General features: G+C 31.0%; 24 protein-coding genes. All 24 read left to right on the forward strand.

From position 1 onward, the window contains the following. The first annotated feature begins 39 nt into the window (after window positions 1–39). The 24 genes from HM986_RS12150 to HM986_RS12265 all read left to right on the forward strand — a co-directional run bounded on the left by HM986_RS12150 (window position 40) and on the right by HM986_RS12265 (window position 22,831). Window positions 40–417: a hypothetical protein gene (locus tag HM986_RS12150; protein WP_179335361.1), complete on the forward strand. Its 378-nt coding sequence runs from the start codon at window positions 40–42 to the stop codon at window positions 415–417. 255 nt (window positions 418–672) lie between these two features. Continuing rightward, complete coding sequence (locus tag HM986_RS12155) at window positions 673–1,518, forward strand: ABC transporter permease (protein WP_179335362.1); 846 nt, start codon at window positions 673–675, stop codon at window positions 1,516–1,518. 79 nt (window positions 1,519–1,597) lie between these two features. After that, the gene (locus HM986_RS12160) at window positions 1,598–2,827 is read left to right on the forward strand and encodes an ABC transporter ATP-binding protein (protein ID WP_179335363.1); all 1,230 of its coding nucleotides are present in this window, start codon (window positions 1,598–1,600) and stop codon (window positions 2,825–2,827) included. A gap of 3 nt (window positions 2,828–2,830) precedes the next feature. Beyond that, entirely contained in the window at window positions 2,831–3,466 is a 636-nt protein-coding gene (locus HM986_RS12165; RefSeq protein WP_179335364.1) for a sulfotransferase, read from the forward strand. Then, window positions 3,459–4,532, forward strand: coding sequence for a DegT/DnrJ/EryC1/StrS family aminotransferase (locus tag HM986_RS12170; RefSeq protein WP_179335365.1), 1,074 nt, complete (start codon window positions 3,459–3,461; stop codon window positions 4,530–4,532). Before HM986_RS12165 ends, HM986_RS12170 begins: the two co-directional genes overlap by 8 nt. Continuing rightward, a complete protein-coding gene (locus HM986_RS12175; RefSeq protein WP_179335366.1) occupies window positions 4,529–5,227 on the forward strand; it encodes a WbqC family protein in 699 nt (232 codons plus the stop codon). Before HM986_RS12170 ends, HM986_RS12175 begins: the two co-directional genes overlap by 4 nt. Further along, window positions 5,224–6,030: a sulfotransferase domain-containing protein gene (locus HM986_RS12180; RefSeq protein WP_179335367.1), complete on the forward strand. Its 807-nt coding sequence runs from the start codon at window positions 5,224–5,226 to the stop codon at window positions 6,028–6,030. The genes HM986_RS12175 and HM986_RS12180 overlap by 4 nt, the downstream gene beginning before the upstream one ends. Then, window positions 6,023–6,901, forward strand: a complete 879-nt coding sequence (locus HM986_RS12185) for a glycosyltransferase family 2 protein (protein WP_179335368.1) — start codon at window positions 6,023–6,025, stop codon at window positions 6,899–6,901. The genes HM986_RS12180 and HM986_RS12185 overlap by 8 nt, the downstream gene beginning before the upstream one ends. Window positions 6,902–6,906: 5 nt before the next feature. Further along, a complete protein-coding gene (locus HM986_RS12190) occupies window positions 6,907–7,704 on the forward strand; it encodes a glycosyltransferase family 2 protein (RefSeq protein ID WP_179335369.1) in 798 nt (265 codons plus the stop codon). Between the two features lie 40 nt (window positions 7,705–7,744). Continuing rightward, window positions 7,745–8,638 (forward strand): glycosyltransferase family 2 protein, encoded by an 894-nt coding sequence (locus tag HM986_RS12195; protein ID WP_179335370.1) that lies wholly within the window; start codon window positions 7,745–7,747, stop codon window positions 8,636–8,638. Next, window positions 8,628–9,542 (forward strand): glycosyltransferase family 2 protein, encoded by a 915-nt coding sequence (locus tag HM986_RS12200; protein ID WP_179335371.1) that lies wholly within the window; start codon window positions 8,628–8,630, stop codon window positions 9,540–9,542. The genes HM986_RS12195 and HM986_RS12200 overlap by 11 nt, the downstream gene beginning before the upstream one ends. A 56-nt stretch (window positions 9,543–9,598) precedes the next feature. Then, window positions 9,599–10,588, forward strand: a complete 990-nt coding sequence (locus HM986_RS12205) for a glycosyltransferase family 2 protein (protein ID WP_179335372.1) — start codon at window positions 9,599–9,601, stop codon at window positions 10,586–10,588. Between the two features lie 163 nt (window positions 10,589–10,751). Further along, complete coding sequence (locus HM986_RS12210) at window positions 10,752–12,134, forward strand: asparagine synthase-related protein (protein ID WP_218841435.1); 1,383 nt, start codon at window positions 10,752–10,754, stop codon at window positions 12,132–12,134. A 3-nt stretch (window positions 12,135–12,137) separates the two neighbouring features. Beyond that, complete coding sequence (locus HM986_RS12215; RefSeq protein ID WP_179335373.1) at window positions 12,138–13,124, forward strand: glycosyltransferase family 2 protein; 987 nt, start codon at window positions 12,138–12,140, stop codon at window positions 13,122–13,124. A 12-nt stretch (window positions 13,125–13,136) separates the two neighbouring features. Continuing rightward, entirely contained in the window at window positions 13,137–13,724 is a 588-nt protein-coding gene (locus HM986_RS12220; RefSeq protein WP_218841436.1) for an LbetaH domain-containing protein, read from the forward strand. After that, the gene (locus HM986_RS12225) at window positions 13,714–14,814 is read left to right on the forward strand and encodes a glycosyltransferase (RefSeq protein ID WP_179335374.1); all 1,101 of its coding nucleotides are present in this window, start codon (window positions 13,714–13,716) and stop codon (window positions 14,812–14,814) included. The genes HM986_RS12220 and HM986_RS12225 overlap by 11 nt, the downstream gene beginning before the upstream one ends. Next, window positions 14,807–15,664 carry a sulfotransferase family protein gene (locus tag HM986_RS12230; protein ID WP_179335375.1) on the forward strand — a complete coding sequence of 286 codons (858 nt, stop codon included), beginning with the start codon at window positions 14,807–14,809 and terminating at the stop codon, window positions 15,662–15,664. Before HM986_RS12225 ends, HM986_RS12230 begins: the two co-directional genes overlap by 8 nt. Before the next feature lie 21 nt (window positions 15,665–15,685). Beyond that, complete coding sequence (locus HM986_RS12235) at window positions 15,686–16,678, forward strand: sulfotransferase family protein (protein WP_179335376.1); 993 nt, start codon at window positions 15,686–15,688, stop codon at window positions 16,676–16,678. Window positions 16,679–16,680: 2 nt separating this feature from the next. Further along, complete coding sequence (locus HM986_RS12240) at window positions 16,681–18,108, forward strand: MBOAT family O-acyltransferase (protein WP_179335377.1); 1,428 nt, start codon at window positions 16,681–16,683, stop codon at window positions 18,106–18,108. Window positions 18,109–18,167: 59 nt separating this feature from the next. After that, window positions 18,168–19,004: a hypothetical protein gene (locus HM986_RS12245; protein WP_179335378.1), complete on the forward strand. Its 837-nt coding sequence runs from the start codon at window positions 18,168–18,170 to the stop codon at window positions 19,002–19,004. 16 nt (window positions 19,005–19,020) lie between these two features. Beyond that, on the forward strand, window positions 19,021–20,184 hold the full coding sequence (locus tag HM986_RS12250; RefSeq protein ID WP_179335379.1) for a glycosyltransferase family 4 protein: 1,164 nt from the start codon (window positions 19,021–19,023) through the stop codon (window positions 20,182–20,184). A gap of 1 nt (window position 20,185) precedes the next feature. Further along, window positions 20,186–21,391: a glycosyltransferase family 4 protein gene (locus tag HM986_RS12255; RefSeq protein WP_179335380.1), complete on the forward strand. Its 1,206-nt coding sequence runs from the start codon at window positions 20,186–20,188 to the stop codon at window positions 21,389–21,391. 90 nt (window positions 21,392–21,481) lie between these two features. Beyond that, window positions 21,482–22,219 carry a class I SAM-dependent methyltransferase gene (locus tag HM986_RS12260; protein ID WP_179335381.1) on the forward strand — a complete coding sequence of 246 codons (738 nt, stop codon included), beginning with the start codon at window positions 21,482–21,484 and terminating at the stop codon, window positions 22,217–22,219. 3 nt (window positions 22,220–22,222) lie between these two features. Next, entirely contained in the window at window positions 22,223–22,831 is a 609-nt protein-coding gene (locus HM986_RS12265; RefSeq protein ID WP_179335382.1) for a sulfotransferase family protein, read from the forward strand. Window positions 22,832–22,841: the final 10 nt, after the last annotated feature.

The following is a 22,841-nucleotide window of genomic DNA, read 5'->3' on the forward strand; positions in this document are numbered from 1 at the left end:
AGTAATTATTAATCCGTTGAACCCTAAAATCTACCTCAAATGGAAAAGAAGAAACTATTTTTAACCTCCACTGATATTCAGCATATCACAGGATTAAGTATGCGTACTGCTCGTAATATAATGCAGTTTATTCGTGATGAACGCGACTTAGGATCACGGCAATTGATTCATATTTATGATTTTTGTGCCGTCTTTAACTTACCTGTGAGCGTTGTGTTTGATTATGTAAATACCAATATATTTAATAAGTGTCCTATTAATGACGCGATTGTGCGCAGTCAGTATCAAAAAAAGACGCTAGAAGACGGCTATACTAATTATTTGTATCATAAGGATTTTGAAATTTGTATGTCTCCGAAAGATTCGAAAAATGATTTGGATGCGGATGATATTGATAATACCAATGATGTGGCTTGACGGTTTTTGGTTGTTAGTTGGTGGTTGATGGTTTTTGGAGAAAAGGATTTTTTACTCACTTCGACTTCGCTCAGTGACCATCGCTTTGTATTAATGCTTCAGGTAATGGATAGAAAGATTCTTCGCTTTGCTCAGATTGTATTCCTATATAAAAGTAGTTAATAATTCTATTACTTATGTTTTCGATTCCCTATGTAATTAGTATATTAGCCCAATTGAAAAAAGGAGCATTTTCCTCAATATCAGTTAACAAAAATGGCTTTAGAAACTCGAGTTTACCAAAAAGAAAGAACCATAAAATTTGGTGCGCTTTTAAAAGCGAGTTTAGCAGATATGTACGGTTCTCGCTTTTTAGCTCGCCAATTGGCAGAGCGCGATATTAAGGCGATGTATCGTCAATCTTATTTGGGTATTGTATGGGCTTTTATTATGCCATTAACCACTGCAGCGGTTTGGATTTTCTTGAATAGTAGTGGTACTATTAAATTGTCTGATACTGGGATTCCGTACCCTGTGTACGCATTTTCCGGAACCTTAATTTGGTCTATAATTGTAGCTTCAATTAATTCTCCGATGACTAGTACACAAGCGGCTAAGGGTATTCTAACTAAAATTAATTTCCCCAAAGAGGCGTTGTTACTATCAGGTATCTATAAGTTGTTATTTGATACGTCTATTAAAATACTCATTCTAGTTGTATTTGTTCTTATTTATGGTGTTGGTTTACAATGGAGTTTGTTGCTATTTCCAGTAGCTATTTTGGGAGCTATTATTTTCGGAACCACTGTTGGATTGTTTTTAACTCCTTTAGGGCTTTTGTATAAAGATATAGGTAAAATTATCACCTTTGGTATGCAGTTTTTAATGTATGTGACACCTGTCGTTTATGCTATTCCTAAGACGGGTATTATGAAAACAATAATGACCTGGAATCCTATAACTCCTATTTTGTTAACCGCTAGAGATTTAGTGGTTGGGTTTACACCAGAGTATCTCAATTATTTTTTATTAGTACTAATAGTTTGTATCCCCTTATTGTTTTTAGGATTAATTATCTATAGAATATCAATTCCAATTATAGTGGAGCGTTTAAGTGCATAATGGATAGTGAATAGTGCAGGATTTAGATTTGGGATAAAAAATAACAATTAATTAGATAGATTAAAGATCAATAAATAACATGCCAGATAAAAACCATATAATATCAAATACTAACGATGTACTTGTTAAAGTTGAAGGTTTAAGCAAGAAGTTTTGCAAAAATCTAAAGACAAGTCTTTGGTACGGTGTTAAAGATCTAATAAGTGGTGTTAGCGGTTCTGGTCAAGAGCGGTTGTTGCGTCCTAAAGAGTTTTGGGCAGTAAAAGATATTAGTTTTGAATTAAGACGTGGCGAATGTCTAGGATTAATAGGTCATAACGGAGCTGGTAAAAGTACCTTGTTAAAAATACTCAATGGGCTTATTAACCCAGACGCTGGAAAAATAACAATAAAAGGACGCGTTGGTGCACTTATAGAATTGGGTGCTGGTTTTAACCCCATTCTTAGTGGACGCGAAAATATTTATAATAATGGAGCTATTTTAGGCTTTAGCCGTAGAGATATAGATGGTAAATTAGATGAGATTATTGCCTTTGCAGAGCTTGAAGAGTTTATAGACATGCCTGTACAGCATTACAGTTCTGGGATGAAAGTGCGTTTAGGTTTTGCTGTTGCTGCACAAATGGAGCCTGATGTTTTAATTATAGATGAGGTTTTAGCAGTTGGAGATTTGGGCTTTATTTTAAAATGTTTTAAAACTATAGATACCATTTTACCGGATACGGCAGTTATTTTTGTGTCTCATAGTATGCCAATGGTCTCACGTATTTGTTCTCAGATTATTTTAATGGATCAAGGATGTTCTCAATATCAAGGAGAAAATGTGAGTCAAGCAATTGATTTGTATTATACACGTTTTGCTAGTAATAACTCGAATATTGTTTTTACAGATCATTCAGTTCAGTTAAAAAGCTTAAAAATTTTAGAAGCTAAAGGAGATGAAGACTTGCCTCAGGTTCGCTGGATGGATGACTTTAAGATAAAGTTTGAGTTTCAGGTTTTAAAAGACATACAGGTACCTGAATTTTTAATTACAATTTTTGATAAAGAGCAACGACCTGTGGCAGCATTCGAACAAAGAAAACAAGAAGATCAATTATTTTTTAAAGAAGATAATTTATTGTCTTTTACAGTAACTCATAAGGAGCTACAATTATCTAAGGGGATATATTCGTTAAATGTTTCTGTAATTAATCAAGGCTCTAATGAGCCAATCTTAAGGATTAACGATGCATTAAAATTCCAAGTCATTCATTCAAAAGATATTTGGCCACCACTACTTTTGAAAGCAGCTTACGAAAATTGCTAATATATGTTTTTAAAAAATAAAAATGATAAGGTATTCTGTATTGGTCGTAATAAAACCGGTACAACAAGTTTAGAGAAAGTATTAAAGGAATTTGGTTTTAAGATGGGCAATCAGAGTGAAGGAGAGATGCTTATAGCGGCTTATCGAGAACATGACTGGGATAAAATTGTGAAATTTTGTAAAAGTGCCGAGACATTTCAGGATGTTCCATTTTCATGGCCTTATACTTGGTTGTTTTTATATAAAACGTATCCGAACGCTAAATTTATCCTTACGATCAGGAATGAGGAGGACTGGTACCGATCTATAACATCATTTCATTCCAAATTATTTGCTGGAGGAAAAAGAGTTCCTGTAAAAGAGGACTTAATAAATGCAAACTATAGGTATCCAGGGTTTATTTGGGATGCCAATAGAGCGGTATGGAAAACGCCAGAAGATGATATATATAATAAAGAGCTGTTTATCGCTAATTATAGAAGGCATAATGAAGATATTCTTCATTTTTTTAAGGATAAACCAAACTTTATTTGCTTAGATGTATCCAAAAAAGGAAGCTATAAATTATTAGCTGATTTTTTACAAAAAGAAGCGCTACATGAAGAGTTTCCTCATTTGAATAAAACCAATAATGATTAACGTCACGAAAACATTTTTACCACCACAGGCCGAGTATCAAGCTATTTTAAAAAAAGCTTGGGATACGGGGTGGATGACTAATAGAGGAATATTAGTAAAAGAATTGGAAACTAAAATAACAGCCTATTTAGATACTCCACATATTATTGCTATGACCAATGGGACTTTGCCATTACAAATAGCCATCAAAGCATTAAAGCTTCATGGAGAAATTATAACCACACCATTTAGTTATGTTGCTACTACGAGTAGCATTGTTTGGGAAGGATGTACTCCGGTTTTTGTGGACATTGCCCCTGATTATTTAACTATTGATGAAACTAAAATAGAGGCCGCTATTACACCTAATACCACTGCTATTCTTGCGACTCACGTTTTTGGTAATCCTTGTAATGTCGCGGCTATAGCGGATATTGCAAAGCAGCATAATTTAAAAGTCATCTATGATGCGGCACATTGTTTTGGTGTAACGTATAAAGGACAATCTATCTTTAATTATGGCGATGTTAGTACTTGTAGTTTTCATGCTACAAAGTTATTTCATACGGGTGAAGGTGGAGCGGTGTTTTGTAAACAAGACTATTATAATGCTATATTTTCTCATCATAATTTTGGACATGATGGTCCTGAAGCTTTTCAAAGTTTAGGTACAAATGCAAAAATGAGTGAGCCTCAAGCGGCAATGGGCTTAGCCGTATTGCCTTATATGGATGAAATTATAGATAGGCGTCTAAAAATTGTAAATGCCTATAATCAATTATTTGAAGAGGTTTCGGCCATTAAGAAATTAGTAATTCGTTCGGAAACACAATGGAATTATTGTTATTACCCTATAATTTTTGAAACAGAAATTCAACTTCTAAAAGTCATAGAGGTTCTAAATAATAAAGCGATTTTTCCTAGGCGCTATTTTTATCCAAGTTTGGAGACTTTACCTTATGTAGAGGCTGTTAATTTACCTCATTCAGCTTCCATATCGAAACGTGTTTTATGTTTACCACTCTTTCATGACTTAGATATTGATAGCATACAATATATTGTTAAATCAATAAAAGAAAACATATGAAAATAGCTGTAATGCAACCATACATATTTCCTTATATAGGATATTTTCAGATGGTTAGTGCCAGTGATGTATTTGTTTTTTACGATAATGTAGATTACATTCAAAGAGGCTATATCAATAGAAATAACCTATTGTCAAGTGATGGCAAACGGTATTTTACAGTTCCTGTGAATAAAAGTAGTTTAGGGACGAAAATAAATGAGGTTGTGATAAGTGATTATGATAAGTGGAAAATTAAATTTCTAAGACAAATTAGATTTACTTATTCTAAAGCCCCGTTTTTTGATGATATTTATGAGGTTTTAGAGAAATTTTTAGAGAATAAAAAGTATGATAAGATAAGTGATTTCTCATCAGAATCTGTTATTCTGATATGTAATTATGTAGGGATGCGGAATCAATTTTTATTTAGTTCTGAAATTGAAGGATTAAATGAAATTAACGATAAGGTTGAAAAACTTGAACATATTTTAAATACGTATAAGGCCAATGAAATTATATTACCACCGGGCTCAAAAGAACTATATAAATATTGGGAGCCAATTAAAGCTAAAAAAAGGACATTAAAAAGCCTTGAAATTAATTATAAGCAATTTAATTTTCAATTTGTAGAAAATTTATCCATTATAGATGTGTTAATGTTTAATGAGGTTGAAAAAGTACAGTCATTTATAGAAAAAGTTAATTATCAATGAGAACAATAACAGGCATTCATGGAGTGCCAAGATCTGGAACATCGTGGCTAGCTCAAATTTTTAATGCATCTCCAGAAGTAAGATTGAAGTTTCAACCTCTGTTTTCATATGCTTTCAAAGAGGACCTTAATGAATTTTCTTCTGCTAAAGAAATCACAGAGTTTTTTAAAGCTATTTATGACAGTGATGACGATTTTATTAATATGCGGGATACTGACTTACTTAAAGGTTATCCTAAATTTCAAAAATTAGCACAACAAGAACATTTGGTTTTTAAGCATGTGCGTTACCATTATGTTCTACCTAATTTAATGAAGAACAATAGTCAAGTAAAATTAATTTTAATGATTAGAAATCCATTGTCTGTATTAAGTTCTTGGAAAAATGCTCCAAGAGAATTTGATCCATCTTGGGATTTTGCTAAAGAATGGAAATTAGCACAACTAAAAAATACAGATAAGGCTGATTATTTTGGCTTCGATAAATGGAAGAGGGCAACAAAGATGTTTTTAGCATTAGAAAAAACGTATCCACAACGGGTAAAATTGGTGACATATAAGTCGATGCTTAATAATACATTAGAGGTGTCGAAAACATTATATGAATTTGCAGAAATAACGTTTGGGCAGCAATGTATAAATTTTATTAATGAAAGTAAAACGATACAGGTTGATCACCCAAATAGTGTTTTTAGAGTTAAAATTAATGATGAAGCTTATAAAAATGATATAGCCATAGATATCCAAGATGAAATTATTCAAAATTTAAAAGGGACAAATTTAGAGCGCTTTTTATATGAATAAACAACCAAAACCACTTGTTAGTGTAAGCGTGGTATCATATAATCATGTTAATTATATTAAACAATGTCTAGATGGTATTTTAATGCAAAAAACTACGTTTCCTTTTGAAATTATTTTAGGGGAAGATTATAGTAGTGACGGAACTAGAGCTATTTGTAAAAATTATGCAGAACGTTTTCCAGACAAAATTAGGTTGTTTTTACGCTCTAGAAAGGATGTTATTAAAATCAACGGTAAGCCAACAGGGCGGTTTAATTTTATAGAGAATTTAAAAACTTGCCAAGGAAACTATATAGCTCTTTGTGAAGGGGATGATTATTGGACAGATCCCTTAAAATTACAAAAACAGGTTGATTTTTTAGAAAATAACCATGACGTAAATATTTGTTTTACTAGAGCACAATTATTAAAGAACGAGGTGTTTAGTATGCATGATATTCCAAAGCCATTTTACAATAGTGCCTTCAATTATATTGAACTTATAAAGCATTATAATTTCATTGCGACTTGTAGTGTTGTTTTTAGAAAACCAATAAGTTTCGAATTCCCAACCTGGTTTTATAAATTACCGTTTGGTGATTTAGGGATTTATAAGTTGGTTTCTGAAAACAAAGAAATACAATGTATAGATGAAGTAATGAGTGTATATCGCATTCATGATAATGGGGTTTATTCAGGATTAAACGCGTTAAAGACAGAACAAAATTATTTAAATTTCTTTAGAACTATTTTTCCAGCATTAAATGCGGAAGAAAAACAAATAGTATCATTAAAAATAAAAGAAGTGACTTATAGAATAAGCAAATTGAAATATCCAAATAGACCATGGTTTCAAAAGTTTTATAATCGATATCTTCGTTTAAAATTTTAGAGAAAATGCATACTAAAGTAAGTATAATTATTCCCTGTTATAAGAGTGAAGGTACACTTAATGAGACCTTGCAATCTGTCTTTGATCAAAACTATGATGCTTGGGAAGCTATTATAGTTAATGATGGTTCTCCAGATAATTTGGAGGAAATTGCCTTAAAATGGACAGAAAAAGACAATAGATTTAAATACTATAAAAAAACTAATGGTGGTTTGGGCAGTGCAAGAAACTACGGTATTAAAAAAGCGTTAGGTGTTTATATATTACCATTGGATTCAGATAATAAGGTACGACCGGAATTTGTAAAAAATGCAATTAGTATATTGGATAATGAAAGTGATATTGGTGTAGTTTATGGAGATGCCATGAATTTTGGTGATGAAAAAAATAGATGGAATGTTGGAGAATTTGACATCAAGAAGATGCTTTATCATAATTATATAGATGCTTGTGCAATTGTAAGAAAAACACTTTTTGAAAGTGTTGGTGGCTATGTTGAGGATCTGCCACACCAAGGACATGAGGATTGGGATTTTTGGTTGAGTGTAATGAAAACTGACTATAAATTTCATTATATGAATGAAGTTACATTTGATTATAGAGTTTCTAATAATTCTATGATTAAATCATTTGATAAAGAAATGTTACAAGAAAATATAAATTTTATAAAAGAAAAACATTATCAATTATATATAGATGCTTACCCAAGTTTATTTAATGAGACTGTTCGCTTAAAGAAAAAACTTTCAGTTTCAATAGAAAAGATAATTATTAATAAAATGAAAAGGATTTTTAAACGATAATTTTTATAACTAATAAGATTTATTCTATGAATTCCGTAATATGAAAAACAGTAATTTTCCATTAGTTTCCATCTGTATTCCAACATTCAATGGAGCAAAGTTTATTGCAGAGGCAATGCAATCTGCAATAGATCAAGATTATCCTAATCTAGAAATTATAATTTCAGATGACGCTTCTAAAGACGATACTTTAACAATTACAGAAAATTTTAAAAAACAAACAGCTATTCCTATTAAAATTTATCCTCATAAGCCTAATGGTATTGGATCTAATTGGAATTATTCTATTACGAAGGCTGCAGGTGAGTATATTAAATTTTTATTTCAAGACGACGTATTAATGCCTAATTGCATAAGTAGTATGGTAGAAGTTATGGAGAATAATCCTAAATTAGGCATGGTAGCTTCTAAACGAGAGTTTCTTATTGAAGATACATTTTTAAATGAAACAATAAAGAAATGGATTGAAAAGTTTAGCGATTTACAAAGAGGGCTTAACTTTAAGTCCGAAAATAATATTCAAATTATAGATCATACTCTGTTTTGTTCTAACCAGTTTCTGCGATCACCATTGAATAAAATAGGTGAGCCTTGTGTGATTATGTTTAAAAAAGGTATTTTAGAAAAAATAGGATATTATAGAGAAGATTTAAAACAAATTTTGGATTATGAGTTTTGTTACCGCTTATTAAAAACACAACCAATTGCTATTATAAATGAAAATTTAGTAAAGTTTAGATTGCATCAAAATCAAGCCACTAACGTTAATAGGCATAGTGGTACAGATGATTATAAAAAATATAATAAAATCCTATTGCGAGAGTATTTTTGGTATTTAAATACAAATACTAGGATTAGGTTATTGAAGAAAGAATATAAATGGATAAATTTTCTGTTTAAATTGAAATCAAAGTTAAAATTAAATGGTAAGTAGTGTTTATATAATTATTGTGACATATAATGGCATGCAATGGCTAGATAAATGCTTAAAAAGCTGTATTGATTATCCTGTTGTTATCGTTGATAATGCTTCAACTGACGATACGGTTTCCTTTATTGAGTCTAATTACCCTAATATCAATTTATTTAAGCAAACTAAAAATTTAGGTTTTGGCCAAGCTAATAATATAGGAATTCGTTATGCATTAGATAAAGGTGCCGAACATGTTTTTTTACTTAACCAAGATGCTTACTTGGTAAATTCTGTTTTAGGTAATTTGGTTGCCTTCCAAAAAGTACATCCCAAATATGGAGTCTTAAGTCCAATACATATTACAGGAGATAAGAGAAAATTAGATAAAAATTTTTCTTACTATTTACGAAAAGATAAAACAGGACAATTTTATTCAGATTTTGTTTTGGGTAATACTTTGGCAGAGGTTTACGAGGTGCCTTTTGTAAATGCTGCAGCTTGGTTACTTTCAAAAAGATGTTTAGAAACCGTAGGTGGTTTCGATCCTTTGTTTTTTCATTACGCCGAAGATGTAAATTACTGTCAACGTGTGTGTTATCATGATTTTAAAATAGGGGTTTTACCAAATGTATATGTTATTCATGATCGAAATAAGAGAAAACGGGAAAAGATAATTGATTTTAGCCCTGTATATTTTAATGAGATGGAGAAACGATATAAACTTAAGTTTGCAAATATTAATATGGATATGCAATTCGATTTTAAAGTTAAGGAGCTTCAAAAAGAGATTTTAAAAGCGTTAATACAATTGAATTTTTTAAGAGCAACAGGAATTCAGAAAGAGTTGTCTCTTTTGAAAGAAATAAAACCTCTAATCGTTAATAGTAGAACTATTAATGCGTTACCAGGATCACATTATCTATGAACGAAGCGTACATTTTTACACGTATTATTCTGACACTTGAAAAGAATTAAATTATTATGAGAATAGGTCTTGTACTTACAGTTAAAAATGAAGAACGATTATTACGCTCTAACTTAATGTATCATAAAGCCTTAGGTATAGCAAGTGTTTTTGTTTATTTTGATAACTCAACAGATGGTGGACGTAATTCTATAGAAAATATAGAAGATGTGCATTGTTTTAATTCTGTTGATGCAGATGTATATAGGGATCAGTTATTTTTAGAAAAATTTACAAGACAAGCCTCAACAATGCATACAGCTAGGCAATGCTTAAATACTTTTGATGCTTTGCAACGTTGTAAAAAAGCAGGAATTGATTGGTTGTTGTCAATGGATGCAGATGAGTTATTTTTACCATCAATCAATGGGGAACTTGATTTAAATAAATTTCTTGAAAAATGTAAAGGAGTAGACGTTGTTAGGTTATCAACAATGGAAGTTCTAGGCAGACAATTTGAGTATAATGATGTTATGGCCGAAGAAACATTATTTAAATCTCAAAGTCGTTTTAAACATTGGAATGATCGTATATATTTTGATTTCTATAACCCTTATACATCAGAAACAATAACCCATACAGCTTGGCTAGGTCATACTATGGGAAAATGTGCAATAAATGTCAATTCCGAACTCATGCCTAAAAATGTTCATCGTTTTAAAGCTATTGATAATCGAGATATAAAAGTAGTATCAATGGGCTACTTATTACATTATGTACTTTATGATTTTAAAGATTTCAAAAAGAAATTTCAAAATATAAAACATCGACCAGATGTGTTTTTAAATGGAAAATCACTCCCAAAGTTACCAAAAATATGGAGAGATATGGTTAATGATCCACAATTTGATGACCTCTACTTAAAAGATTATTATAAAAAAAATATTTTTATAGATGCCACAAAATTAAAACAATTTTACAGCACACGGTTTTTAAATATTCTTAAAAGAAAAGAAAAAGCAGTTGTGAAAATCACTTATGTAAAGGAACTTTTAAGTAAGTTCTAAAAGAAAAATAATTAAAATTTTATTCATTTGGCAATAAAGCAAGTGTTTAATCTTGCAGATATAATTCAAATACCTTGTAACTATTTTTGGTTTAAAGCGAAAAAGAATTTGTATTACAATTTTAATGATTTAGGGATTTATTATATTAGCACTCAATTATATTATGATTATAAAAACGTCTATTCTTCCATCAAAGCAAGAGTTTGCTAAAATAAAAGCGCCACACGAAGTATACAGAGAAGCCATCTGTATATTTGCTGCTACGGGTTTCTTCTTAGATGGTGATACGTATTGGAAAGACGAGGTTTGCTTATTATCAGCTCACGATCATTCTTTTGATGAAAATGATTTATTAATAGAAAGTAAACCAAATTTTCACTGGCATTATACACCAAGAAATATTTCATTTGATGATGCTTTAGAGGAATATAAAAATTTGTTAACGACGATAATCCAAGAACAAATAGGAGATCATCCTGTTATTTTGCCCTTATCTGGTGGATTAGATAGTAGAAGTCAGGCTTTAATTTTAAAAGATTTAAACAATCATGTACATGCTTATAGTTATTCGTTTCCAGGCGGTTATCCAGAGCATAAAATAAGTAAGCAGATTGCTAGCGTTTGTGATTTTACATTTGATGCATTCGAGATACCTAAAAGTTATTTATGGAATTGTATTGATGTTTTGGCCCAACTAAACGGCTGTTATTCTGAATTTACACATTCTAGGCAGATGGGAGTTTTGGAAGAACTTAAAGAAATGAAAGGTGTTTTTTCATTAGGACATTGGGGAGATGTACTTTTTGATCGAGGAGCACCTGAGGGTACTAAAGAGGAAGACGTTACCAAATTGCTGCTAAAAAAAATGCTAAAACCTGGAGGTTTGGAGTTCGCAGAAGCGCTTTGGGAATCATGGAATCTAGAAGGTGAATTTAAGCCTTATTTAGTGTCTAGAATAGAAAAATCTTTAGCCAAGATAAAAATTGAAAATATTAGCGCTAGAATTAGAGCTTTTAAAACCTCACAATGGGCTCATAGATGGACAACAACAAATTTATGTATTTTTGAATCTGTACATCCTATAACCATGCCTTATTATGATGATAGAATGTGCGAGTTTATTTGTACAATCCCTGAAGAGTATTTGGCAGATAGACGTTTGCAAATTGCCCACCTTAAAAAAGATGATGAACTAGCAAATATTACTTGGCACGAGCATAAACCTTTTAATATAAATAATTTTCATTACAACAAAAGTCCTTACAATATACCGTATAGAATAGTTAATAAATTAAAAAGAGAAATTAATAGTGCTATTGGTAATCCGTATATCCAACGCAACTTCGAACTTCAATTTTTAGGTGCTGAAAATGATATTCAACTAAAAAAATATTTGAATGATCCTGCTTTCCTTCAATTTATTCCTAAAGATATTGTAGATGATTTTTATAATAAGTTTAAAAACGTAAATACCGTTTTCTATTCAACACCTGTAAGTATTCTGTTAACGTTTTCATTATGGCACAAACATTATTATACTAAATAAATTATGAAATTATCAGTAGTTATTCCTGTTTATAATGGTGCCGATTTTATTCAGAAATCTTATAACTCTATATTAAATCAAGAATTAGAAGATTTTGAAATTCTTTATGTAGATAATAATTCAGTAGATACCTCAGTTTTAGAAATAAATAAAATAGTAAGTCAAGATTCAAGAGTTCAATTATTAATACAATCAAAACAGGGTGCCGCACCAGCTAGAAATTTAGGAATAGTAAATGCAAAAGGAACTTATATTTATGTTTTTGATGTAGATGATGAAATTTATCCAGATGCTTTAAAACAAATGATTAATGTTTTAGATGGAAATAAAGATGTTGCTGCTGTTTTTGGAAAAATGGTAAAATCTCATTTGGGAATAGGTCAAACAACAAAGCCAGATGATGAAACAGGGACTGTTGTTGTAAAAGAATTTCCATATTGGGGATTACTTTGGTTTTCTAGTTTGAAGTCAGTAGTTGGTCCTCCAGCATTTTTGTATCGTAAAACGGTTTTTGATACAATTGGGATGTATAACGAATCTATTAAAAATAATGAGGACACTGCTCTAGACATTAAATTAGGAATGACACAGCAAATAGCGTTTATAGATCGATATGTGTATTTGTATTTTAAACATGAAGATTCTACAATACAACAATCAAAACGTCAAATGCCACGTGCCTTTATGATATGGCCACGTTTAGTAAAAGAACACCTACCTTTTTATTTAACACACGAGACTCCTCAAAAATTTAAAAGTTTATTATTTAGTCAACTTTTTCAGTCTATGGGTAGGCAATTGGTTTTTACCAAAGGATTAGGTGAACGTAAGCGATTAAAGCATCAACTACTTGGTGAAGTTAAAGATATTAGTATTCCGTTTTCCATTCAACTATATTTATCAATATTAGTTATATTGCCATCAGAACCATTACGAAAGGTTTATGGGTATCATGTAGTACCTAATGCAGTTAAACAACTTACAAAATAAATTATTGTACAATTGAAACCAAATCATTTTATAAAACATGTTATAAAAAAGTTACTGATTCGTATCTTGTATAAACGCCATGTTGCAAGTGATTTAGTTGTTCAAGAAGATATAAATCAAACATTGCAGATTAGAGGAAGTAAAGTTCAACACGACTCTATAGAAAAGCAGTTTAATCATTTAATGATCTATTATCCTGATTATGCATTTATCTTTTTTTGGCGGATTAGTAATTTACGTTATCCTTGGAAATCTTTGTTTGTTGGTGATATTCCTTGCAAGATTTTTAGAAGTACAAAAATTTCAGGAGGTTTAATGTGCTATCATCCATTTGCTACAGTTATTAATGCAAAATCTATTGGACAGAATTTTCAGTTCAGAAATAGTTTAACGATTGGTAATAAAAGTAATAATAATACCTTGCTGCCAATTATTGGTAATGACGTTACCGTTGGTGCAAATGTGGTCATTATTGGTGCTATTACCATAGGAGATAATGTTGTTGTAGGTGCTGGTTCTGTGGTAGTGAAAGATGTACCTTCTAATTGTATCATTGCTGGCAATCCAGCACAAATTATTAGAAAAATTGATGAGCTCTAAAAAAATACGTATTCTTTTTACAATTTCTAATTTTAATACAGCAGGAAGTGGTAAAGTGGTTTATGATTTAGTAAAAGGCTTAGATGCTAATAAATTTGAAATAGAAATAGCTTGTGGAAACAGCGATGGTGCATTTTTTAAAGTTATTGAATCTCTTGGGCTTCCTGTTCATGTTATAGATACAAAAACAACATACAAACCTTATTATAACGTATTGTCTAGGATTTGGGAAATCTCAAAATTCTATAAGAAGCAACGTTATGATATTGTGCACTCTTGGCAGTGGAGTAGTGATTGGACAGAAGCTCTAGCAGCCCGATTAGTTGGTGTAAAATGGATGTACACAAAAAAAGCAATGGGCTTTAACAATAAACATTGGCATATAAAAAGTTATTTAGCAGATTTTATAGTGACTATAAATGATGAAATGCGTGCTTATTTCCCAAATAAAAAACAGCAAGCCTTAATCCCTTTAGGTATTGAAACTGATTATTATAATCCAGAAGCAGTAATTAGTCAAACAAAACCAAGTGATGCCACATTTCATATTATCACAGTAGCCAACTTAGTGCCAGTTAAAGGCATTCAAGTATTGATAGAAGCATTGCATCTTGTAGGAAATAAAAATATTAAATTAAGTGTATTAGGTAATTACGATAATCATTATGGGCTTAAAATGATGGCTTTAAGAGATCAGTTAAAAATGCAAGATCAGGTTCAGTTTTTAGGTAAACAATTAGATGTTAGGCCTTATATAAAATCGGCTGATTTATATGTGATTCCTACTTTAGATGAAGGAAGAAAGGAAGGAATGCCAATGGCATTAGTAGAAGCTATGAGTATGTCTATTCCTGTATTAGGATCTAATATTACAGGTATTAATTATGTATTAAAGGATTTTAATGAATTGTTATTTCCTGCGGGAAATACTGAAGCTTTAGCTGAAAAAATAAAGGGACTTATAGCAACTGACAAAAAAGAACGTGTAGAATTAGGTGAGAATCTTCGCGGTTATTGTGAGACACATTTTACTATGGATACTTTTATTGCAGCTCATGAAGCGTTATATGATACGATCTTAAATGTCTAAGTCATATACTAAACATATTGTAGTCGTTGGCTCTGCACGAAGCGGCACTAGTTGGTTAAGTGAAGTCTTAGCACAACAACATAGATATAGATTATTGTTTGAGCCTGAGCACGCAACACGTACAAAAAAGGGGCATTTACTTTGTGATACTTGGTTGACCAACAAAAAGGATTCTAAAAACGCTTATAAATATTTTACTAGAGTTTTAAAAAACCGTGTAGATTCAGATTGGATAGCGCAAAATAGTAACAGAAAATACAAGCGCCATTTATGGCCTTTTGTTGCAAAAAAATATGTTATTAAGTTTGTACGTTGCAATCTTTCAGCACATTACATGAATACTGTTTTAAAAGTACCAATTTTACATATTATAAGAAACCCTTATGATGTTATTCAATCGCAGCAACGTGCTAATTTTCCATGGTTGTATGATTTATCGCGTTTTGTTGCACAGGATAAATTAGTAGAATTAATTGAAAAGCACTATAGTTTTAATTTAAATGATTACAAACAATATTCACCAATTCAGATATTATGCATCCGGTGGTGCATTGAAAATGAGCTAACATTAAATGTCTTCGGTTTATATGAGAATAAAAGTAGGGTGCTAAAGTATGAGGATTTAATTAAGGACATTAAAAACTTTTATGACCTATGTGATTACTTTGATTTAAAACCAGTAGGTCAAATTGAAAGCATATATAAAAAGCCATCTTCCAAAACACATAAAAAGAGTGTTATAAGAACCAAGAAGACAAGAATAAGTAAGTGGACTGCAGAAGAATTCCAGCAAATAAATAGTATTTTAGACGTTTTTAAAAGTAATTTATATCTACGACAGTCTATTTAAATATGTACACAATTTAATGTAATGGATCAATTAACAATAAACTGGAAATCTAACCAACCAGAAAGCTTACCCGACTTTATAATTGGTGGTGCTATGAAATCTGGTACAACAAGTTTGCATGCTATTTTACACAGCCATCCTGATATCGCAATGGCTCACGATGAACTCGGTTTTTTTGATATAGATAATATTTTGCAACATCCAGATTTTAATTTTTATGATGCTCATACTCAAAAATGGATGAAACAATCTATGCAAGAGCAACCAGAATTATTATGGAATTGGTATTATTCACAATTTAATCCGATTAAGAACAAAGGAAAACTTTTAGGAGAAGACTCTACAACATATCTTACATCAGAGATTGCAGCTAAGCGTATAGCATTACAAGACAAACCCATAAAGTTGATTTTTATATTAAGACATCCAACTAAACGTACTATTTCTAATTATTTACACTTATTAAAATCAGGAAGGGCTATTTATTCTCTTGAAGATACATTGCGGTTTAATCCGAACAGTATTATTAGGAGAAGTTTGTATATGGAACAGTTAGAAGCTTATTATAAGTATATTCCGCACGAGAGAATTAAAATTGTTTTGTTTGAAGATTTAATAGAAGACAAACAAAACTGCATTAAAGAGATTTGTCATTTTTTAGAAGTCGATTTTAATCGATTGGATATTTCTATATTTGATACTCACTCGAATAAAACTAAAATACCAAAACACATGGGTTTACAGGTTTTTAGAAATAAACTATTAAGAAAAAGTGGAAATTATAGATATTCTAAGTTTTTACCTGTTCAACCAAGTTTTCAAAGTAAAATGCCATTGAAATATCGAATCATTGATAAGGTTCATAAAAAAATAAATCCATTAAAAAGCGATATCAAATTCACTGCATCAAAAGCTACTATACAATTTTTAGATGATTATTTTAAAACCGAATTTCAAGGTTTTGATGCCCTAATAAAAAAAGAGGTTTATTCTAAATGGTTTCAAAATAATTAAGAATGTTATTTAATTCCATTGACTTCGCAATATTCTTACCAATTGTATTTATACTTTATTGGTATGTAACTAAGCGCTCTCTTTCTTTACAGAATCTTTTAATTGTTTGTTCAAGCTATTTGTTTTATGCCTGGTGGGATTATCGATTTTTAGGATTAATAATTTTGAGTACTGTCGCAGATTATCTAGTCGCTAAGTATATCCAAAAAGCTAAGGATAAAAAAATAAAAAAAACACTTCTTTTAGTGAGTCTAATATTTAATCTGGGTTTATTGGCCTTTTTTAAATATTTCAATTTTTTTATTGAAAGTTGGGTAGAGGCATGGCAATTTTTTGGTTTCACAATGCAAACGAGTACGCTCAGTATTATTTTGCCTGTAGGTATTTCATTTTATACGTTTCAAACCTTGAGTTATACTATAGATGTCTATAGAGAGAAAATTGAACCAACTTCTAATTTTATTCAGTTTGCAGCTTTTGTATCCTTTTTTCCGCAGTTAGTAGCTGGACCTATTGAACGGGCTTCTCATTTATTACCTCAGTTTAGTGAAAAACGTGTGTTTAATAGCGAGTTCGCTATTAGTGGATTTTATTTAATTATTTGGGGACTGTTTAAAAAGGTCGTTGTAGCAGATAATTGTGCATTTTTTGTTAATCAGATTTTCGATGGAGCAACAAGTTACAGCTCTATGGAACTGTTTTTAGGAGCCGTATTGTTTGCCTTTCAAATTTATGGTGATTTCTCTGGGTATTCAGATATAGCTATTGGTGTGTCAAGATTGTTTGGGTTTTCTTTGATGACCAATTTTTCTTTTCCCTATTTTTCAAGAGATATAGCAGAGTTTTGGAGACGCTGGCATATTTCCTTGTCTACTTGGTTTCGTGATTACCTTTATATTCCTCTAGGTGGTTCTCTAGGTACTGATTGGCATCGTATAAGAAATGTCTTTATAGTATTTTTAGTTAGCGGGTTTTGGCACGGAGCGAATTGGACTTTTATTATTTGGGGTGCGATTCATGCCATACTATTTTTACCGTTATTATTGTTAAAATCTAACCGAAAACATCTAGAATTCACGAAAATTAGATTGCAACAGATTCCTATGCTTATAGTAACTTTTACATTGGTGACATTTGCTTGGATTTTCTTTAGAGCAGATACGGTGAGTATAGCATATCAGTTTATTATAGATATATTTAGTTTTAAAGGAAGCTCGGTCTCTGTATTTATTAAAAGTTCTAAAATGATATTGTTTAGTTCTGTTATTGTATTAAGTATCCTTACCTTGCTCTTGTTTGAATTCTTGTCTGTTCAAGACAATAAGAAAGAGGTCACTTTGAACAGGTATTCAGCAATTTTTATTGCGCTACTTATCTGTTTTATGGGAGTGTTTAAAAATCCATCTGATTTTATTTATTTTCAATTTTAAATATGCGTTTGTTTTTAAAAAGAATAGGATTTGTGTTACTGCTTTTTTTTAGCATTTCGATGTGTGTAGCAGTAGGAAGTTTATGGTCTTTACGGCAATCGTCATTTTATAAACCTTCTTTTTTAGTTAATTCTGTTCAAGACAAAGAGTTTGATTATATCATATTAGGATCTAGTACAGGATTAACAACGCTTAATACTCAGGTTATAGATTCTGTTTTGGATATTGATGGTATTAATTTATCTATGGATAATACCGCTTTATCTAGCCAATACTTAATGTTACAACACTTTTTAGCACAAGGAAAAAAAACAAAGTATTGTGTTTTAGCACCGAGCGCTGTTAGTTTTGATGCTAAAAATAAAGATATAAGTGATAACGATTATCGTTTTTTGCCATACGCTTCTGTAGACTATATACATCGATATTACTCATCCTTTTCTAGCCAACCAGCACAGTTGCTTTCATATTCTAAATGGTTTCCTGTTTTAGGTGTTTCTTATTTTAACACGGAACTTTTTTATCCCTCTATATTCTCGTTTTTTCAGCCTGAAAAGAGAAATAGATTTGATGCTAAAGGCAATTATACATATCCTTTAAAAAACAATGAAGATATTGCTATTACAACATTTAAAGCATTGCCTGTATTTTTTGAAAATAAATTTGTAAAAAAAATAAACGACTTATGTGTAAAGAATAAGATACAGTTAATTTGTTATTTCTCACCAATTAAAGGACGTCAAGTCATTGCTGAGTCTGCAAATTATACCATAATTAACCATAGTGATTTGTTGACGAATAATACTCTTTTTTATGACGTTATACACGTTAATACTAACGGGAGACAAGTTGCTAGTGAATCTTTTGCTAGAAATTTGAAGAGTTTATGGAAGTAATAGCAATATTTAGGTAATGAAAGATCAATTAAAAATAGCAATTTACTCAGGTGATATACCTAGCACTACGTTTATAGAACGGCTTATTATAGGATTGTCTCGTAAAGATTGTGAGATTTATCTTTTTGGGTTTACTAAGAAAAAAATATCTTATTCTAAATCTGTTTCTGTTTTTGCGTATAAAAACACAAAAATTAGTAAAACTTTATTTTTAATAAAATACAGTTTATTGTTGTTACTCTTTAAAGGTAAAGACAAAAGAAAACTAGATGCTATTTTAAAAAAACAATCTAAAAACCTCTTATTAGATAAGGTAAAATGTTATCCTATATTATGGCATAAACCAGACATCTTTCATGTGCAATGGGCAAAAGGACTAGCGGACTGGGTTTGGGTTAAAGCCTTTGGTATTAAATTAGTACTAAGCTTGCGAGGCGCTCATATTAATTACTCACCTATTGCAGATGCTACTTTAGCTGCAATGTATAAAGAAAATTTCCCAAGGGTAGATGCTTTTCATGCTGTGTCTATAGCGATTGGTTTAGAAGCTGAAAAATATAATGCATCAAGAGAAAAAATTCAGGTAGTTTATAGTGGTTTGCGACCAGACCAAATGAGTGTGAAATTACCTAAGGAGAATCCTGTTTTCCAAATTATTTCTATAGGTAGACCGCATTGGAAAAAAGGTTATACATATGCTATAGATGCTTTAAAAACACTTGAAAGTCAGGGTTTTAAATTTCATTATACAATTATTGGTGGTGCAAACCACATTGAGTTTTCTTATCAAGTACATGATTTGAAGTTAGAAAATGAAGTCACGTTATTAGATACATTGCCTTATGCCAAAGTCCAAGAATTAATGGTTGATGCAGATTTACTTTTATTACCAAGTATAGAAGAAGGTATTGCCAATGTTGTATTAGAGGCCATGCAGAATAGAACATTAGTACTAACTACAGATTGTGGCGGCATGCAAGAGGTGATTCAAGACGGATACAGTGGTTTTATTGTTCCTATTCGTGATTCTGATGCTATTGCGAAAAAAATTATAGACATCATGATAATTGAAGAAAAGGCAAAGACCAGTCTATTAAATAACGCATTAGATACTATTACATCTCAGCATAGTGAAGAGGAAATGGTAAGTCAAATGTTGGCTTTATATCAAACTCTATAATATGGCCAAAACAAGATCACATATTCAAACGATTGGCATTGTTTTGTCTTCTGTACCCGGCTATTCGGAAACCTTTTTTAGAAATAAAATAAAAGGTTTACAAGCTCATGGTTTTCGAGTCATTTTGTTTGTAGATTATTTAAGGGCAGATGATGCCTCGTTTTCGTGTAAAGTAGTAAGTGCTCCTCCTTTTGGTGCAAGTATTCTATCTGCCATTTGGTATAGCTTTTTTGCCGTATTGAAATTGTTTTTTATACATCCTAAAAGGGCGTATCGTTTATATCAATTAAATAAAAAGGATGGACTACCTTTCAAAGAAAATATTAGAAATCTTATTCTTAATCATTTTTTTCTAGGTCACCATGTAGATTGGTTGCATTTTGGTTTTGGTATGCTTGCCGTTAATAGAGAAAATGTAGCAGCAGCAATGGGGGCAAAAATGGCTGTTAGTTTTAGAGGTTTTGATCTGTATTTATCTCCTTTAAAGCATCCCAACTGTTATGATATTTTATTTGAAAAAACTATTGATTATCATGTTCTGTCTCAAGAAATGAAACACGATTTAAGAGGTTACAATATTGCTTCAGAACACATTCATATTATTACACCTGCTATAGATACAGAATTCTTCATTTTTCATAAGAAAAGGGTTTTTACTGATACGTTAGAATTAATAACGGTGGCGAGATTACATTGGAAAAAAGGATTAGAATATACCTTTGAAGCTTTAGCTTGTTTAAAGGAACAAGGAGTTAACTTTCATTATACTATTATTGGAGACGGTATTGAGCGAGAGCGCTTAGTATTTGCAGCCTACCAACTAGGTATTCTAGATGATATAACTTTTGCAGGGAAATTACCTCACGATCAAGTACGAAAAACATTAGAAAACGCGTCGATTTATTTACAATACAGTATACAAGAAGGGTTTTGTAACGCCGTACTAGAAGCCCAATCTATGGGATTGTTATGTATTGTGTCTGATGCTGAAGGTTTGGCAGAGAATGTTTTAGATGGTAAGACAGGTTGGGTAGTTCCTAAACGACAGCCAAAAGTTTTGGCCCAAAAAATAAATGATGTACACCATTTAAGTATTGATGAAAAAGAGAAGATTATTACAACAGCAAAATATCGGGTAAAAAGTATCTTTAATCTAGAGCAGCAAAATCAAGCGTTTATAAATTTCTATGAAAATAAGAGAAAATGACCCCTTTTATAAAAACCCAATGCTTTTTTCATTCTTTATCTTTATTATTGTAGCTGAAAGCTATAGCACAACATACTCTATAAGGTAATTATGACAAATTATGAATTTTTGCGTTGGTTAACATTTCCTGTGATGACAACGCATTTAGTAACCGTTAGAAAGGATATTAAACAACTATTAAAACAGCATAAAAAAGGAAATACCATACCTTCCGTTTTAGATGTAGGTGGTCGTAAATCTCCTTATACCATCAAATTACCAATGTATGTGACTTTGTTAGATGTGCCTCAAGAAGAAGGGACTAAAGAAGCTTTAAATTTAGGATTTACATCAGAAATCCTAAAAACAATTCAAAAAAAACGAAGTAATATAAAAGACGTTGTCATTGAAGATATGACGAAATCTACGTTACCTGATGCATCCTACGATGCAGTAGTTTGTATAGAAGTTATAGAGCATGTGGAGGCAGATGATGTTTTTATAAAAAATATAGCCAAAGTTGTTGGCAAAGGAGGTTGGGCTTATTTTACAACACCAAATGGGGATTTTATAAAAAATGAAGGTCCTGGGAAAAATCCAGATCATGTAAGACATTATACAAGATTAGAATTAAAAACCTTATTAGAAAAATATTTTGATAACGTTGATGTTCACTATGCTGTAAAGACAGGAAAACACAGAGTAAACGGTTTAAAGAGTTATAAAAGTGGTAATCCTTTTAGTGTAGTAAAGTCTATAAGTTCTAATATTATTAATCGTGTTCAATCTAAAGGCTTAGAAGAGACATCACAAGAAACTGCCCATTTAATTGCAATAGGATATAATTAAATAATGAAACAAAAAGTATTTGTCATTGGATTTCAAAAAACAGGAACGACGTCCTTAGAGTATGCTTTGGAGCATTTAGGTTATCATGTTTATGGTGGTGATAAAAACTTGATGAAATTTACAGATAGTGATGAACTTAAAACCTATATTAAAAAAACTTTAAAAACTTGGGATGCTGTTCAAGACATGCCTTGGCCAATATTTTATAAGGAACTTTATGAGATTTATCCGGAAGCTAAGTTTATATTAACAATTCGACCTACAGATAAGTGGATTAGAAGTGTTATTACATATTTTGCTAGTATAAGGGTACCATTACATAAGAAAATTTATGGGGTGCCTTGTGCAGAAGGGTATGAGGATCGCTATATTGAATTGTATAATCATTATAATAAGGATATTATAGAATTTTTTGAACAGAAGCCTAATTTCTTAATAATGGAAATGGGTAAGAATTTTAATTATCAAGCTTTAGGAATTTTTTTAGATTTAGAAGATATTCCACAAGCGGACTTTCCTCATGCTAGAAATAATAAAAAAAGAAAATTACCGAACTATAAATTATATAGAGATTTGCGTTCTATGTATTGGAATTACAAGAAGAATTATTAAAACATAAACT

It is taken from the genome of Winogradskyella costae (assembly GCF_013403865.1).
Taxonomy (GTDB): Bacteria; Bacteroidota; Bacteroidia; order Flavobacteriales; family Flavobacteriaceae; genus Winogradskyella; species Winogradskyella costae.